Annotated in this window: 16 protein-coding genes and 1 other RNA gene; 8 read left to right on the forward strand and 9 right to left on the reverse strand. The window is 25.5% G+C overall.

The window, feature by feature from the left end; translation table 11 throughout:
- The first annotated feature begins 11 nt into the window (after positions 1–11).
- Together BFL38_RS08915 and BFL38_RS08920 are read left to right on the forward strand one after the other, a co-directional pair.
- Positions 12–425, forward strand: a complete 414-nt coding sequence (locus BFL38_RS08915) for an ankyrin repeat domain-containing protein (protein WP_069726732.1) — start codon at positions 12–14, stop codon at positions 423–425.
- Positions 426–534: 109 nt separating this feature from the next.
- Positions 535–882 carry a hypothetical protein gene (locus BFL38_RS08920; protein ID WP_069726733.1) on the forward strand — a complete coding sequence of 116 codons (348 nt, stop codon included), beginning with the start codon at positions 535–537 and terminating at the stop codon, positions 880–882.
- A gap of 297 nt (positions 883–1179) precedes the next feature.
- Here the strand turns inward: BFL38_RS08920 and BFL38_RS08925 are convergent, their stop codons facing one another.
- Together BFL38_RS08925 and BFL38_RS08930 are read right to left on the reverse strand one after the other, a co-directional pair.
- The gene (locus BFL38_RS08925) at positions 1180–4620 is read right to left on the reverse strand and encodes a DUF4132 domain-containing protein (RefSeq protein ID WP_069726734.1); all 3441 of its coding nucleotides are present in this window, start codon (positions 4618–4620) and stop codon (positions 1180–1182) included.
- A 557-nt stretch (positions 4621–5177) separates the two neighbouring features.
- Positions 5178–6263: a cell surface protein gene (locus tag BFL38_RS08930; protein ID WP_069726735.1), complete on the reverse strand. Its 1086-nt coding sequence runs from the start codon at positions 6261–6263 to the stop codon at positions 5178–5180.
- Between the two features lie 188 nt (positions 6264–6451).
- Between BFL38_RS08930 and BFL38_RS08935 the strand changes: the two genes are divergently transcribed.
- Positions 6452–7360, forward strand: coding sequence for a hypothetical protein (locus tag BFL38_RS08935; RefSeq protein WP_069726736.1), 909 nt, complete (start codon positions 6452–6454; stop codon positions 7358–7360).
- A 90-nt stretch (positions 7361–7450) separates the two neighbouring features.
- Here BFL38_RS08935 and csrA read toward each other — a convergent pair whose 3' ends face one another.
- From csrA to BFL38_RS08950, 3 genes are read right to left on the reverse strand one after another with little or no spacing between them, the layout of a single operon-like run.
- Positions 7451–7696: a carbon storage regulator CsrA gene (gene csrA, locus BFL38_RS08940; protein ID WP_008724655.1), complete on the reverse strand. Its 246-nt coding sequence runs from the start codon at positions 7694–7696 to the stop codon at positions 7451–7453.
- Positions 7697–7698: 2 nt separating this feature from the next.
- Positions 7699–8175, reverse strand: coding sequence for a flagellar assembly protein FliW (gene fliW, locus BFL38_RS08945; RefSeq protein WP_069726737.1), 477 nt, complete (start codon positions 8173–8175; stop codon positions 7699–7701).
- A 60-nt stretch (positions 8176–8235) separates the two neighbouring features.
- On the reverse strand, positions 8236–9489 hold the full coding sequence (locus tag BFL38_RS08950; RefSeq protein ID WP_069726738.1) for a flagellar hook-associated protein 3: 1254 nt from the start codon (positions 9487–9489) through the stop codon (positions 8236–8238).
- A gap of 343 nt (positions 9490–9832) precedes the next feature.
- Between BFL38_RS08950 and BFL38_RS08955 the strand changes: the two genes are divergently transcribed.
- A complete protein-coding gene (locus BFL38_RS08955) occupies positions 9833–10177 on the forward strand; it encodes a DUF5674 family protein (protein WP_069726739.1) in 345 nt (114 codons plus the stop codon).
- Between the two features lie 8 nt (positions 10178–10185).
- Positions 10186–10521: a hypothetical protein gene (locus BFL38_RS08960; RefSeq protein WP_069726740.1), complete on the forward strand. Its 336-nt coding sequence runs from the start codon at positions 10186–10188 to the stop codon at positions 10519–10521.
- 151 nt (positions 10522–10672) lie between these two features.
- Here the strand turns inward: BFL38_RS08960 and BFL38_RS08965 are convergent, their stop codons facing one another.
- Positions 10673–11509 carry a class I SAM-dependent methyltransferase gene (locus BFL38_RS08965; RefSeq protein WP_069726741.1) on the reverse strand — a complete coding sequence of 279 codons (837 nt, stop codon included), beginning with the start codon at positions 11507–11509 and terminating at the stop codon, positions 10673–10675.
- Positions 11510–11803: 294 nt separating this feature from the next.
- On the opposite strand from BFL38_RS08965, the gene BFL38_RS08970 reads away from it, so the two are divergent.
- Positions 11804–12397 carry a hypothetical protein gene (locus BFL38_RS08970; protein ID WP_069726742.1) on the forward strand — a complete coding sequence of 198 codons (594 nt, stop codon included), beginning with the start codon at positions 11804–11806 and terminating at the stop codon, positions 12395–12397.
- On the opposite strand, the gene BFL38_RS08975 is transcribed toward BFL38_RS08970, so the two are convergent.
- The 3 genes from BFL38_RS08975 to rnpB all read right to left on the reverse strand — a co-directional run bounded on the left by BFL38_RS08975 (position 12398) and on the right by rnpB (position 14924).
- The gene (locus BFL38_RS08975; RefSeq protein WP_069726743.1) at positions 12398–13663 is read right to left on the reverse strand and encodes a glycosyltransferase family 39 protein; all 1266 of its coding nucleotides are present in this window, start codon (positions 13661–13663) and stop codon (positions 12398–12400) included.
- The gene (locus BFL38_RS08980) at positions 13657–14496 is read right to left on the reverse strand and encodes a glycosyltransferase family 2 protein (RefSeq protein ID WP_069726744.1); all 840 of its coding nucleotides are present in this window, start codon (positions 14494–14496) and stop codon (positions 13657–13659) included. The genes BFL38_RS08975 and BFL38_RS08980 overlap by 7 nt, the downstream gene beginning before the upstream one ends.
- An 87-nt stretch (positions 14497–14583) precedes the next feature.
- An RNA gene (rnpB, locus tag BFL38_RS08985) (RNase P RNA component class A) lies at positions 14584–14924 on the reverse strand.
- Positions 14925–15791: 867 nt separating this feature from the next.
- On the opposite strand from rnpB, the gene BFL38_RS08995 reads away from it, so the two are divergent.
- Entirely contained in the window at positions 15792–16616 is an 825-nt protein-coding gene (locus BFL38_RS08995; protein ID WP_256097241.1) for a hypothetical protein, read from the forward strand.
- A gap of 39 nt (positions 16617–16655) precedes the next feature.
- Entirely contained in the window at positions 16656–17507 is an 852-nt protein-coding gene (locus BFL38_RS09000; protein WP_069726746.1) for an AAA family ATPase, read from the forward strand.
- The last annotated feature ends 209 nt before the right edge of the window (positions 17508–17716 follow it).

Here is a 17716-nt window from a genome sequence, read left to right on the forward strand (position 1 = left end):
AAGGAGTAAAAATGAAAAAAATACTAATTATTTTAATCTTATTATCAATAAGTTTGTATTCAGCAACAACTGATGAAGAAATATTTAAAACTGTAAGATATGGATCAAGTCTAGAATTAAAAAATATTTTAGATTCAGGGGTTAATATTAATATTCAAGACAACGACGGTAAAACCCCTTTAAGAATAGCTGTAGAGAGCGGTTCTCCTAAAAAAGTAAAATTATTGTTAGAAGCAGGTGCTGATATAACTATAAAAAATAAATACGGTCAAGATGTTTTAATGTGGGCACGTTCTGTTCAAATAACAAATATATTGTTAGATGCAGGAGCTGATATTAATTCACAAGATAACGATGGTTTTACACCTTTAATGATTACTATAGTTAATGGTGATGATTTAAAGGCGAAGGAATTAATAAATTAGTGGCTAATATTAATATAAAAAATGATAATGGTGATAATGCTCTATATCTTGCGATAGCATTTAAAAGAACTGAAATTATAGATATTTTAAAAAGTAAAGGAGCTAAACTATGAAAAAAATAATTTTATTAGGTTTAATTTTTGTAAATATCTTATATGCAGAGCCTGATGGTTATTATCAAAAAATTCCATACTATGAAATGGATTGTATAAAACCACTTATTGACAATATTTATGATGTAAGAGGCGGTATAAAAAACTCAAGAGAAAATAATTTTTCTGAATTTTTCTTTAAAATAATTCATGATTATGAAGAAGATTTAACAATTGAAAAATTAAATGAATGCAATAAATATATCATATCTATAACAGAAACAGCTTTTGAGTATGATTATATAATTGAAAATATTTATATAGATCATGATCTTATGATGGTTAAATTAATAAATAGCAGTTAAATAAAAAGGAGTTCAAATATGAAATATTTAAATGAATATAATATCATAATCCTAGAAGATAAAGATTATGAAAATTCTTAGACTTATATTTAAAAAATATTATGATTTGGGAAGAAAAAATCATATAGAAGAAGCAACGGAAAATGATTGGTGAAGATTAATAAAGTGTTAATACTTATATAAAAATTGTATGTTGTAACTAACAATAATTTCTGATGTTGCAAAGAAATGGGGCTCACCATATAGGAAAGCCCCACATATCAAAATATAAATTTATTTTAGTTCAATCAAATAAAATCAATCTCCAAAAACACTTTTCACTATGCTGTAAATTGAAGAAGCAAATCTTTTTTCTACTTTTAGAGGATTAATCAAAGTTTCAATGCCGTCATTTATCTCGCAAAACTCTATATCGCCAAACTCAATATCTTCATTAGCGTCCATTCCAAAATACATATAATCGAATGATATATGAACAGCAATATTGAGATAAGTATCTTTTAATATGTACTCGCAGAAAGTTCCGCCGTCCATAGTCTCGCCTCTAGCCATGTCGTATTTATTTGCTAATGACATCAATACGCCTGCTTTTATTTTTTTGGAATTAAGAGAAGTAATTTTGTCTTCGCTTATATCTTTTTCTGTAATCTCTTCATATTTAAAATCAAGCTGTTCTATAGGCTGTGATATCTCATAGTCTGATAATTGAGTTTTCCATTTTGCTATAGTTTCAGAGTTTAATTCTGAAGGGTGTACTAAAGTTATTAAAGCATTTTCTTTGAGAGTATACTCTTCTTCATCAACAGTATTGAAAGTACCGTCTTCCATATACCTGAAACTTTCTATTAAATTATTATTCTCATCATAAACGCCCCATATTAGTTTTAATGCAAATAAATTCATTATAGGGTTTTCAACAAATACAGTTTTAAAATTATCATAAGTCCATTTTCTGCCGTTTAATAATACTTTCTGAAGTCTTATTTTCTGACTCTGTATTAAAGTTTTTATTTCTTTTTTAAGAGCTGTGCATTCTTTTTTAGCATTATCTGCTTCTGTTTTGTCATCTTTGCTGTTTGGAGCTGGGAGCGATTTTATTATTTTTTGTTTATCATTATCTGTTATTGTGAGTTCAAGATCATTGTTTATTGATAATGTAAATTTTCTTTTTGCCTCTCCTCCGTAGCTTAAAACTTTTTCGCCTTTTCTGTCAAATCCGAAATTAGGTATTATTCTGTCTGAAAGCTCATCTGTTGTCATATCAAGTAAGTATGCAACATTTTCCATAGTCTCTATTGCTACTTCTTTTATTTTAGCAGTAGGTGCTTTTCTTGTGAGGCTGTCTACCAATATTAATGCATAACTTTTTCCGTTTAATGCAATACATTTTACAATAAACGCACCCATAACAGTGCGGGAACCTTTAGCAAACTCTTTTATAAGAGGATAAACTTTATCTATCTTTGAATTGTCAGAATACAAAAGATAAGGTATTAAAATATTTTTCTTTGTTGCTTCGTAATTAGAATCTTTCCAATAAATATATAACATTTCCAAAGCATTGGTAAATGAATCAATATCAAGAATCTCAGTAAGCATATCGCAGTCTTTTAATCTGGCAGGCTCAATTAAGTTCATATATTCCATAATAATATATTTAAATATTCTCTCATCAGCCAATTTTCCATTATTGTATAAAACTTTTGTCAAATGAACATCATCTAAGAATTTTATATTTTTTTCATAATTTGTATTGTAATAAGTATCAATAAACTCCAAAGCCTCATCAATACTTTTGAAATTATCACCATATTTTTTAAGATTCCAATTCTTAATAATATTTTTTAATGCTCCTTTAAGTTCTGATGATCTTACCTTCTCTGACATATTTTCAACATATTCTCTTGTAATAGCTTCATTATCAGAAATAGCTTTAATACAATATCTTTTTACTTCGGCTCTCTTTGTATTTTCAAGAACTGTATAAACTAAATGATAATCATTATAATGACATTTATTATACAAAGTCTTTAATATATCTAATGCTGTATTTTTATTTGATGCTATATTATCTTTTATAAACTTATCATCACTTAATATATTTACCACTTCATCAAAATAGCTTTTAAATAATTCATCTTTTACGCTGTTTATAATAACATTATTATTTTCATCTACACATCTAAGCTCTTTATATAATGTAGGTAGACATTTTCCGCCATAGTCATAATAATAATTTGAAAAATCTCCTGCATAATCAAAATAGTATGAAAGAAGAATTTCTTTTAATGTAATATTTAATTCTTTATTATTTAATAAACTATCAATAACTTCTTTTAAAGTTTTACTTCCTATAGACGCCTGCACTTCTATATATTTTCTTATTCCAATCTGAATTGGTAAATATTTAAAAATATCAAGAGCAAACTTTTTATAGTTTTTCATTTCATCGCTGTCATAATTAAATAAAGAGTATAAATAATAAAGTTCTGTATTAAGACAATATTCAGGGAGAGTATTTCCCCATCTGTATGTACTGTATAGATTGTATGTATTTTTTTTGTCTGTATAATAATCTATAAGCGTATCAAAGAGTTTATTTTTATCTTTATCAAATATTTCTTCTATTTTTACTGTAGTAGTAAAAGTAGGTCTCTTATTATATCTATTAGATTTATCTTCTGTAAATTTATTAACTATAGTTTGAAATACAGGTATAGACTTTTTTAAATTATTTGTGTCTATATTATTATCATTATGCTCTAATAAAACACCGCTAAGTACTATAAATATTCTTTTGTTTCTATCATTTTTTAAATCATTTCCTACTAAATTATAAACTTTATAAAAATCTTCTTTATAGTTTAAATATAAATCTCTTGCCCCATAAATGAATGCATAATGAAAATAATCTTCAAAATGTTTTGCTATAAATATAAAAGAGTTTGGATAATTTATTGCTTTGAGGAATTTATCTTTGGCTTTATAAGGATTACTGTAATCTAATAATCTTAAATACTGTCCAATTTCAATATTCATATCAATAATATATTCTTCATTGTTATTTAATACTTCTACAAATTTATTTTTTATAGCTTCGTTTTTATCTAAAAGAGAAGCAATCACATTTAAAGTATCATAAAGATTTGGAAGAACATCGAATGATTTTATAGCTGCATTTATATATTTCTCATCACATTCTTTATTATTTTTTATAACAGAACATATTGCAATCAATGGTATTACAGCATCTCTTCCCATTTTATGCAGTATTTTTTTATTGTCATTGTTATTAATAATATTAATATATTTATCTGTGTATTCTTCAAACTCTTTACTGAAGTATTTATTAAAATCTTCAAAAACTGTATATATTAATTTTTCACCATTTAAAGTTCTTGCCTGCTCTTTATATCTTTTCTCATATCCATAAACAAGATATCTGAGTGACTTTTCAAAATCTCTATTAACTATATAATCAAAAATAACATATCTAGTTCCGCCTTCTCCTTCTTTATCGTTTCCGTAAATAAGTATCTTCATGAAATGTTCATATCTTTTTTTTAATTTCTCATCTTCTATAGAAAAATAATCTTTCAAAAATTCCTCTTTATAATGAAAATAATCATAAGAATTCCTTTTTATTTTACTGAAATCATTTGTAGATTCACATTTCTCCATATCATCTTCTATAGAAGAGCCTTTATAATATAATTCAAGTTTTTCTTCTAAGTTCATAATTTATCCTCCAATAAAAACTATATCAATATATAGTATATGCATTTTTATTTGTTTGTCAATATAATATATAAGTATAAAATATTAATTATAATAAAAAAGCCTATGCAATAAATGCATAGGCTTTAAGGAGAAACAAATAATATAATTCTTATATGTATTTACTTATTATTTCATAATATTCGCCTATTAATGAGCCGTAGTCTTCATCACTAAGAAAAGTACATTCGTTATTTAAAATATTAAATAATTTAGTCATAATATACCTCCTTTTACTGATTAATTGACTCTAATATTTTTATGTGAAATAATTACTGCATATTGTAGTTAATTATCACAATCATCTATTAATAATATAATAAATTGTATGATAAATACAATAACTTTTTAATATATTATTAAAAAAATATCATAAAATATAATTGATTAGTATAAATCTCTAAAATAGAAAATAAAATATTAGCAGTAATGATTATTAATAATTAAGTTTTTATATAAAAAAGCAATATACTTTATAATATAGTATATTGCTTTGTATTTAAATTCTTATAAATTAATTAGTATCGCCAAATGCCCCAAATATCCAATCCTCCGCCGAATGCATTATATATATTAAAGTCAGCACTTTTTTTCATTATTCCCTGACCCTCAGCATATCCTGTCAAACCGAATGTGAAATTTTCAACCAAAGTAACTCGAATTTCTCCTTCAACTCCATAATGCAAATTATATTCACCATCCACTTTATATATTTTACCCTCAAACATAAGTCTAGGCATTACATAAGTATATATAGCCCCCAATTTAGCTTCAAATTTAGCAGGCATTAATAGATAGAAATATATACTGTCGGTAGATCTTCCGCCTGCATCATCATATAAATAATTAAGTGTAGCATCTTCAGCATATCCTGCATCTATAGTAGCCCATCTGGCACCTATACCATAGTAGAAACCTAATTTTACAGGAAGACTTATTTGAACAGGATAATTATCAAATCTTGTAAGCATTATACTGCCGTATAAAGAACCTCCTAATACCATAGGAGCTATTTTTGTTCCTCCTACATTATTTGTAACACTAGAAAGCTGTATACCATAATGAAGCGACATTGTAAATTCATCTAATAAACCACCCCTAAACATAAAAGAAAATTTAGGAGTTGTACTAACAGAAATTTTTCCTCCATAATATGAAGGATCTCCCACAGATACAGAAATAGGTAATGATAATCGGTATTTATCTGTAGCAAAACCGAAAGAAAATGAATGACTATGTGCAATGGGACTGTTTTTATTATTAAGGTCATTATATAAACTAAATTGATATCCAAATCCAAATATACCGTAGCTTAATCCTACAAAACCTTTAGGCAAAAAAGCTAATTTTCTGCTGCCGTCAGCATTTGTATGACTATTATCAACTATATGTGATAAATCTAATATTGCTACTCCTAATTTAAAAGGAGTATTATGATTCATAAGCGGAGCAAAATCATATATGGTGCTTACTCTATCTGAGCCGAATCTTGTTGAGGTTACTCCTTCTATTAAATTATGCATATTATCTTTGTCTATTATATCATCTATAGCAAAAGCAAAAGAGTTTAATATTAATAGCATCATAAATATTATTTTTTTCATTTTTTCTCCACTCATTATACTATAATACAAAACAGATATTATTTAATAATGTAAATAATTTAATCGTCGTAATAGTTTATAGTATAAACTCTATTTTTTCAAGTGCATACTTTATTTATATTTTTATATAAGCTTAAAAGTAAATTAAAAGGCATTTTCTTCCGATAAATTCATATACGGAATTAAAAATGATAAAAGATTTTTTTTATTTTATAGTTATTATACTAACTAAAACTATAATAGATTTATTCAGATCATTCGGAAGTATCATAATATTCGGATTTATTTTATATGTGCTTTCTTCTATTACTAGGCGAATATTTGCTAAAACATTAGGAGCTAAAACAGAAGTTTATATTACAGGCTGGATAGGTACTCCTATACATGAGCTTTCACATGCCTTATTTTGTTTATTATTCAAACATAAAATTAATGATATAAAATTATTTAATACGAAATCAGACACTATAGGTTATGTTCTTCATAGTTATGATTCAAGAAGTTGGTATCAGCAAATGGGTAATTTTTTTATAGGGGTAGGACCGATTATTATTGGTACTTTAATAGTTTATTTATTATTTATTTTATTAGCTCCTGAGTTAAAAAATAATATTTTTGAAATACCTATTATAAAATATAAACAAGTATTTAATTCTGATATATTATCAATATTTTACTATACAATATCAAATATATTTGTATATACTTATAATATTTTTATTAATATTATAAAAAATATTGTAGAGTATTCTGCTTTCAAAAATATTACTTTTTGGATATTTTTATATTTATCAATAGCAATAGCTTCTCATATGGAGTTAAGTCCGGCTGATATTTCACATGCTTCAAAAGGTATTATAGTAATATTTGCTTTGTCATTAATATTAAATACAATATTTATTATAATGAAAGTATTTTTGAAATTTGATATTCCTATTTTTATAAATAATTTCTTTAATAGAATTTTAGAAACATATAATATGCTATTAATATTTTCAGCTATAATATCATTATTTAATTTCTTGATATCTTATATAATTTTAACACCTATTAATTTAATAAAAAACGGCAGATTAATTAATCCATTTACAAGCTGATGACTTATGTTATTTATTACTTTTTAAAAATAAATATAATGATAGTTTAGATTTTATAAGAATTTTAAGAAAAATAATATTATTTAATTACTATTTTTTACCAAATTTATTTTTAACAAAATTACTCAAAATATTTAATTTATCAGCAGTAGCTTCTTTTGAGGCCTCTAAGTTTTGGCTTTCTATTTCCTCATAAACTTCTTTTCTGAATATTTTTACATTTTTAGGAGCATTAATACCAAGTTTTATTTGATCTCCTCGTATATCTACGAGCATTATTTCTATATTATCTCCTATTACTATGCTTTGATTTATTTTTCTAGAAAGTACAAGCATTGTTATGAACTCCTTTCCTCTGTATTGGCATTTTCTGAAGAATCATTATCTTCTAAAAGAATTGAATGTCTGGTTGTATATTTATCTCCTGAGACAGTACATTGTTTAGCTTTGTGATTTTTTATATTAAAAACTACAGGGGCTACTAAGTTAGCACTCATAGATTTAAAATCACTATTTGGAATGCTGACAATAGTAAGCAGATATAAATCTTCATTATTTTCTATACCTAAATATTTTATATCATCATCATGCACATCAGGTTCATAATTTTTAAATATCAAAAACGGATCTATAAGTATAAAGCATACATTTTTATTATCTTTAGACTGAAGTATCTTAAAAGTTCCTTCCTCATCCATATTAACAAGATAAAATTCATCATACTCCTCAAATGCTAATATAGTACCATTTAGATGGTATAATGAATCATCTGAAACTTCTATTTTTCCTAATATCCTAGATTCTATTTCCGGCATAAAATTATTTCCTTCTACACATTAAAAATATTTTATATTGTCAGCATTTTATTTTTTATATTATCTCAAATAGTCCATAAGAGTTCTGCCTAATAATCTTCCGGCTGTTTGTAATGAAGCATTATGAGCATATTGCCACATATTAAAATTAACTATTTCTTCAGCATAATCAATATTTTCATTTTTAGCTAAAGCTTCTTCAATAGCTAATTTCTGATTTTCAAAGCTAGTATATCCCATATCAAGTCTTGTTACTTTAGAAGATGCATTAGCCTGAACAGTAGCAACATTATCTAAAGAACTGTCTATATATCCTAATGCTTCTCCTCCTATAGCTCTTACATCATCATTTAGCATAGCATCTCTTAAATAGATTAAACTTTCAAATATGCTTTTTCCTGTTACTAAAGTGCTAGGTTCATAATTGTTTTCCGGACTATTGGCAGCACCTTCTCTTACTAATCCTATATCCTGCAAAACTGTACCTCCTGCTAAATCCTGTAGAAGTATTTTATGAGGAGATCCTGTTTTTAGCTGTATAACTTTTTCTCCGCCTTTTAAATCTCCTATGCTGGCACTTACATTTCCATTAGCATCATTTATTCTTTGAACTATCGCTTCAATATTATCGCCTTGTTTAATATTAATAACCATATCATCTATCATAATATCCTGATCTTCAGCAGCAATATAAGTTGAAGCATCTGTTGTAGATATTATTTCCATATCAGTTCCCCAAAAAGCATAATTACCTGGAGTTGCTACATTAATAACTTGTCCGTTTTCTATTTCTCTATTTTGAGCATTTCCATCACCTTCATACATAACGGATTGTACTATAGAGCGTCCTGCTTTTTCATCATATCCGTAAAATGCTCTGAAAGGTGCTGTTTTAATACTAGTTCCTGAGAATATAAACTCTCCTTTGCTTTGAGTTTTGGATATATCATATATTCTTTCTATCATTTCTTCTACTTCCATAGCCATTTTAGCTCTGTCATCTGCTCCGTAAGTGCTGTTTGCTCCTTGTACTGCTAAATCTCTTGCTCTGTTCAAAGCTTCTGTTATAGCAGACATAGAATCATGTGCTACACTTAATCTTTCTTTTCCATCGACTATATTATTCTGATATCTGTCCACTGATGACATTCTAGTTCTATAATATATAGAATTGATAGTTGATGTAACATTCTGGTGAGGGTACTGCACCCTTTGACCAGTAGATAATCTAGTTTGAGAAACTTCCATCTCATTATAGTTTCTTTTTATTGTACTAACTGTTCTATTAAATTGGGCTTGTTCAGTAACTCTCATTTTTATCTCCTGTTTTAATATAGAAGTGATTATTATATCGTTTCTATTCTCGTAATAATCTAAAATTCTTTTATTATTTTTTTATTGCTATATATTTTTAATAAAAATTGTACGCTTGATTTGCAGTATTCGTCAAAAAGTACAGCAAATAAATTTCTATACGCTCACAATTTTCAGCTTTCTAGCATTTAAAATTTTATTATTGCTGATAATAAAACTATCTCTTATTATCGGAATATAAATTATAAAAAATATTTATGTACATACTAAATTTCTATATAAAAAATTTATATTGCCGTTAATGTTATGTTAATTAAATATGTTTATGGAGTATTAATATTTTATGATAATTATAAGGGAAAGCATTGAAGCGTCAGAAATAAAAAATCTGCTTGGAAATTTTTTTACGGATATGGTGAAGGGTGTTGTTGATATAGAAAAAAATGAATTAGCTTTGGATGCAGAACTTCACAGCGATTTGGAATCTTTACTTATAGAAAATGGTTCTTCACAACATGATTTATGGGGGATTAATATTTATCCTGAATTAGATGATGAAGATTTTATAGAGTTTGATTCTTTAATCAATATAAGACCTTCTGATAATAATAGAAGCAGGTATGTAGAAGATGAAAATATTAGAAATAAAATAATATCAATATTAAATAATCTAATCATTAAGCAGTAGGTATATTTATGAGTTATATGCATAAAGATTCAGCAAATGGAAAATGGAAAACTTTAAGTCTTGCAGAACAGATGGCTAATATTGGAAGTGAAGTTTACAGAGCAATAAAATTTAAAAAGAAAAATAATTCTGAATATTCTAAAAATTCTGCATACAGAGCCTTAGAACTTATAGATTTGACTATATTAGCTCAGTACAAAAAACATAGCATAAAAGAGTTTACAAGATTGAGAGAAGTTTTATGCGATTATTTGCTTGGCGATAATGAATATAATACAGATGAAAGTATTATGAAATATTTTGATAGTTTTGCTTATATATTGGCAAAAAGAAAAGGAAAATAAAATAACTATAATAAAATTAAGAGTTTTTATTTTTTATATAATATTTCAATTAATCATAATTTTTAATGCAGCTTTTAATTATTTATTATACAAACAATATTTTAAATTTATCAAAAGTTTTTATATTATTAAAAATCGTATCTACTTTTAATCATTCTTTAGTTTTACCTATAATAGCCTGCTGGCATATATCATTATATCTTGTATCTCTTTTTCTTTTTTCTATTATTACTATACCGTCATAATAGTGAATAGAGTAGGTGCTGTCTGTAAAGGCATTTGGAAATAAATCATCTTCTTCTGTAGCCCAATATGCATTAAGATAATCTATTAAATTTTTTGTATATTCTATGTATGAATTAGGATTTTTATAACCGCCTCCAAAATTTGGCCAATATGAAGTATAAACATCTTCGCATAAATAAAGTCCGTCATCTTTTATATGTTCATACATCTCTTCAAAAGTTATAATTTGCTGATTCATTCTATGTCCGCCGTCATCTATTAAAATATCTAATTTTGGAATTTGACTTTTTACTTCTTTTAAAAAATCTCTGTCGTCTTGAGAGCCTATAAATATTTTTATATTATCCTGTTCAAATTGTTTGCATTTAGGATTTTTATCTATCGCATATATATTAACATTAGCTTCAGGCTTATTGTTTCTGAAATATTCTCTCCACATCTTTACAGCTCCGCCGCTTCCTACACCGATTTCCATCATATTGATATCTTTACCTCTATATTTTGAAAAATGTCTTTCATATATATCAAAAAAAGGAAGATGTTTAAAAATAGCTTCTCCTTTATTATTCAAAAAGTAATTATGCAAATCATATTTAGACTGATCCTCATTATTATTTATGAGTATATCTTTAATAGTTTCTAACTTTCTTTTATCTTCTTCACTGTCGCTTTTTACGAGTAAAAGATTTTTATGTTTTTTTACTCTTAATTTTTTTATTTCGGACTTTTTACCTTTTTTCATCTGCTTTCCTCAAATTAATAAATACAGTTAATATTATGTTAATTCTTTATACTATAAAATTTTAAATTGTCAAGAATATAAAATGTCGTTAAAAGTGAATATATTTATAATTTAGTTTTATATTAAAATTTTAATATTTTTAAGTTTAAAATATAAGCGATACTTTATATTAAATTATATACTTCTTATTTTATATTTATTACATAATTATATTTTAAATATCATTTATTGAATAATAAAATAAAATAGTTTATCATTTATTAAAAATGAATATTTATTTTTTAGGTTTGAATTATGAATAATCATATTAATGAGATTATAGAACTTTCTAATTATAATCAGAATAAAGCATTTAATATTATAAAAGAACTTGATATTGAAAATGCTTTTAAAAATATTGGCGCTAGAGTTAATTTAGTAGGTTCTTTAAAAATGGGACTTTTAATGAAAAATAGGGATATTGATTTTCATGTTTATACATCTGAATTAAATATAGAAAAAAGTTTTTATGCTATATCTAAAATAGCTTCAAATGAAAATATACAAAAAATTACATATACAAATTTAATATATACAGATGAGCATTGTATAGAGTGGCATTTATTTTATAAATGCAGTGAAGATGAAATTTGGCAGATTGATATTATTCATATACTAGAAGGATCTTATTATGACGGATATTTTGAGAAAGATGCTGATGATATAATGAATATGCTTACTGAAGAAAAAAGAAATATAATATTAAAATTAAAATATGAAACTCCTGATGATATAAAAATAATGGGTATAGAATATTATAAAGCCGTTCTACAGAATAATATTACAACATTTGAAGACTTTATCGAATGGAGAGATAAACAATTTTTTAATGGTATAATAAAGTTTTAATTATATTCTATAAATAAAAATAGCTATAATATTTAATAAAGCATATAAGCAAATATAGTTTATATATTTATTTTTTGTATACTTTATATTTTCTATAAAATATATTATAGGTACGAATCCTAAAGTAAATGATGAATAAAAATAATGCGGTCTTCCTGAACCTATATTTGCAAGCATATAGAATACTATAGAGGTTATTATATATAATATATAGAAAAATAATAAATCTTTTAATGTATTTGTCTTTTTATCATTATCTGTTAACATCTTCTTAGTAAAGAAATGTTTATAAGCGTAAATTAATGCTGTCAAAGCAAATACAAATGATAATATATAAAATATAAAAGTAAAAATATATAAAGGATTGCTTCCAAAATAACTGTTTATTATATCTTTTATTCCATTTACATATTTATTTCCAGATTCATTTGTAGTGAAAAGTAATATTGAATAAATTTGAGGCGGCTGTATTATATTGACTGCATCTATTTCTGATTTTCTTCCTAATATTTTTGATATGCTTTCAAAATTATTTTGAAATTGATATATTAAATAAGGAAGATAAGTCAGAAATGATATGAATACTCCTATAGACAACGGGATTATATTTTCTTTTGTATCTTTTTTCCATCTTATTATTAAAAATATTATAAGGGATGGAATTAAAGAAAAGAAATTTGAAAAATGGCATTGTGCTGATAATGCTAAGATTGGAAACAGCAAAACAGCATATATGAATTTTTTTTCATTATATAAATATTCATAAAGTACAGGTAAAAAAATAAAAGATAGTATTAGAGGATTATTCGGATTATATATATTATTTCCAGCATTTAAGAAATATATATTAACAGACATAAGCATTAAAATAATACTAAATGTGGTCAGCGAAAATCTTTTATAACTCCAAACAAAAAATATAATACTTGCTAATATAGAAATGAGCATATTAATAAATCTTGCTCCTTCATAAGTTCTTCCTCCAATGAGATATTTTAGTATATATGATAAATAAAAATATCCACCTGGAACTCTTGAGCCTTCTTCGCTATAATAAGTATCTGGAGTATTTAGGAAAACACCTTCTATAGGAAATTTTTTTTCTTTTATATGTTTTTCTGTTTGATAGAATTGGTACTGTTCATCTAATCTTGGAGGTTTTCCTATTATTGATTTATTATATATATAAAATCTTAAAAATATTCCTATTATAATTGCTATTATTGAAAGTATTATTAATGATTTTTTATTAGCTAAGTTTAACATTTTTTATCCTTATAAACATTTTCTTTTTTTGATATATTAAATTTTGAAAGTATATAAACAATGCCTATTAAGAATCTTAAGAAGTACATAGATACTGAGTAAATAGGGTGGGATAATAGTTTTTTCCATTTACCGTTTTCTATATAAACGCCAATGTAACGATAAAACATTCCAAATTGCTTTTTAGTAGTTTTATCATGTCCCCATTTTTTGAAGTAATTATCAAAATTTGAAGCATAGTAGCTTTTTTTTACTATATATTGTTTTAGAGTATGATTTTCATGATGATATAATGGAGATTTTATTATGTCAGTTTTTCCTATTTTTTTTATTCTTCTGTCTATATCCCAATCTTCAGTACCATTTAAGTTTAGGTCAAAGCCTCCTATTTTTATAAATGCCTCTTTCCTAAAGAATCTTACAGCATCTATAACAGTAGCATCATAAAATGAACGTTCAAAACTTCTTACTCTATTAAAAAAACTTTTTCCGTAAATTTTTTCAGGTATATAAATAGCCTGCACATCTTTATTGTTTTCAAAAATTTCCAAGCATTCTGTTATAACATTTTCTGATAAAGTCATATCAACATCTAAAAATCCTATTATTTCTCCTCCTGACATTTCAGCCCCATAATTTCTTTGAGCAGATCGTTCTGGACCTTTAATAAAAGTTTTAGCACCTAATTCTTTAGCTATTTCTACTGTTCTGTCAGTAGAATTATTATCCACCAATATTATTTCAGTATCTTTATAATTAGAATTTTTTACAGCATTTATACAATCAGCGATAAAATTTTCTGAGTTTTTAGTTGTGATGATTATGCTTACCATTTATTTACCAATTTTTATTTATGATTTATAAATAATATATTCATAATAAAAAAATAACAATATTATTTAACTATTTTTAACATTATAAAAATAAGCGGAGCTATAAGCCGTATTCTGTCATTTAAGGTAAACATTTATCTTGATATTATATCACTATAATATTCCAGCGAGCCACCTGAAACTTAGGAAAAGGGCAATCCGTTTCTGTTTGCTCTTGCCTCTCATGGGGTTTACACTGCCATTCATGTCGCCACAAATGCGGTATGCTCTTACCATACCTTTTCACCCTTACCAAATCGGCGGTATATTTTCTGCTGCACTTTCCATAGACTTTCGCCTTCAAGCCGTTAGCTTGCATGATGCCCTTTAGAGGTACGGACTTTCCTCAGTATTAGTTACTTAAATACCGCGTTTACCCGCTCCGCATAGTCAATTACTCTATTATAAAAATCATAAAATGTCAATAATTAATTTTTATTTAATTAACAAATTCAATACCGCACGCTAAATAATATGAAAAATATAAATAAGTTATAATTCATAATATTATTAATATTAAAAAAATTATTAACCGTGCGTTTAGTTAATTATAAATCTAATCAAAACTTGGACGGGCATGCTTTTTTGTTATAAGCAGTAAGGAAATAAAGATTAAAATTGAAAACAAAATAATAAAGATATAGGGCGGTGTGTGTAAATAATTTTTTAAATATTAAATTAATTGCTTTTATATATTTGATTATTATACTTAATATATGAATACAGAAATTATTGAAAATACATTATTAACTTGAATAAATGAATTAAAAAAATTAGATAAGGATATTGATAATATATTTGAAAGATTTTCTAAATCTTTTGAATATTGGATTTATAATTATATACTGAAAATTTTTAATTTTAACGAATTTTATAAGACTATGGAAAGCGGTACGAGTTTTACAATCTTCTCTCAAAATACAAATCAATAAATTAAAAAATCTAGTACGCTTAAAAAACATACTAGATTTACAACAAAAACAATTCTTAAAAATCTCGATAATAATTGCAACTAAAAAGTTATGCTTGACTTTTTTAGATAAAGAACAGAGTTTATTTTATCAATTAGCATTCCTGCTAAAAAATATCAAAAACAAATGCAGTAGAAATTTATTTAAATCATTTGGGCAGTTCTTTGCCTTAATAATTTTTATCACTGCAGAAGGAGGAATATTTTTAAAAAAATACTATCACGGAGGCGGTTTAATGTTAGTACAAAAATTGACTTATAAAAATATATTAGGCGGTATAGAATAATGGCAGAGTTAGAAAAGTTTTCAGCACTTTACGGAAAAATAGATTATCCTGCAGATTTGTTGACAATACCTTTTGAAGTGCTTGAATACAGCGATAGATTAGGATTGAGTGCAAGCGAGTTTAAATTTGTATGCTGGATATTTCATTTAACAAATAAAGATTTTGAAAAAATCAGCGACTGCAATATGACTTCTAAAAAAACAAGTTTTTGCAGACAAAGAAAAAGTCTGCAGGCAAAAGGCTATTTAAAAATAAAAATAGCAAGGACTTATCAAAAAGGAAAATTAATATCAAGCGGACTTGTATATGATTTCACTAATTTGAAAAATAAAATTGAAGAGCTGAAAGAAGAGGATAAAAAACTTCAGAATCTCGAAGCTACTGTTACTGTGATATATGATGAGCCTAGTTTGTTTAATGAAGATGTGGACGAAAGCTCAATATATCCAGCAAAACTTTTAACAGATGATGAAGAGATAAAAGAGCTTCAGCTTCAGAATGAGTTTTTAGAAAAGTTTAATAAACTTCATAAGGAATTAGTTAATTTTAGGATTGATTACATAAAATCAGCATTGTACAAAAAACATTTATTAGATGCATTTTCCAATAGAAAAAATAACAATATTGATGAAGTATTGAACTCAGTTAAAAAAAGTTTTTTCAGGCTACCTATTGAAGAACGAAAAAGTTTAAGACTTCAGGATTTAACAAAGTATGCTCTATTAGAAACACAGGAAAAAAACAAAGTAATACAAACGAAGAAAATAAAACTCAGAGCGAGAATCCAAAAAAGTATACAATACCAAGCGGAATTGATAAACTGAATTATTTATTAAAAATTATAGAAGAGGGAGGAAACCTAGATGATGCGTATTCACAAATTGCAAATTGCGGATATCAGCTACTGTCTGCAAAGCTATAAAAAATATTTGGAAGAATTAAAAAAAACAGCAAGGGACGGAAAAGACCCAAAATGTACTAAATGCGATGAGTATGGATTTCTAAAAGTTCCAGATGATTTAAGTTTTTCAGGAAGGAAATACAGTCTGCCTACTATGTGCGACTGTGTAAGCGATGAAAAAACTAAAATATCAGAAAAGATAGAAAGAATTGATAACCTTATAAAAACATATAATTTAGTATTCGGCACATTAGATAATGAAATGACTTTAGATATTTTTGCAAAAAGATTTAATCAAACTGAGCTGATTAATTCTATAAAAAAATATTTGAATGTAGGAAGTACAATGTCATTATATTTCAGGGGGAAGAGCGGAACAGGTAAAACTACAATGCTAAAAATGTTATGGCAGATATATGTTATGAATAACATCAAAGTAATGTATATGAAGGCTAGCCATTTTGAAGATTTGAATAAAAACTTATTCAATAAAAATGCTAAAGATAAAGATATGAAAGCCACTATTGATAAAAAAATAGATAATGCCAAAAATGCAGATATTATTATGATAGATGATATTGACAGCGTAGGTTTTCATTATGCCATAGATGGATACTATAAAATATTTGATAATATAAGAAGCGGAGAAAAAACTGTGATACTGACATCAAATAAAAGCTATGATGATTTATTAAAGAGTTTGAATAAAAAAACTGATTCTGAATATATGAAAGGTAGACTTACAAGCAGACTATTAAACTTAAAAATTATAGAAATAGAAATGCAGAAGTATAAAGAATTAATAATTGCTTAAATAGTCAAAATATTATTTTGATTATTTTTATAAGATTTTATTAAAAGAGGAAAATATGAAGATTTTGAATCAGTGTTAACCGATATAGAAGATGAGATAGCTATTAATGAATAATTCTATGTTTATAAGTTGTCAACAATGTTGATAACTTGTAAATAAGATGTTCAAAAATTAGGAAGTAAAAAATGAATAAAGAAGATTTAATTATC

Origin of the sequence: Brachyspira hampsonii (assembly GCF_001746205.1) — a bacterium.
GTDB classification, from domain to species: domain Bacteria; phylum Spirochaetota; class Brachyspiria; order Brachyspirales; family Brachyspiraceae; genus Brachyspira; species Brachyspira hampsonii_B.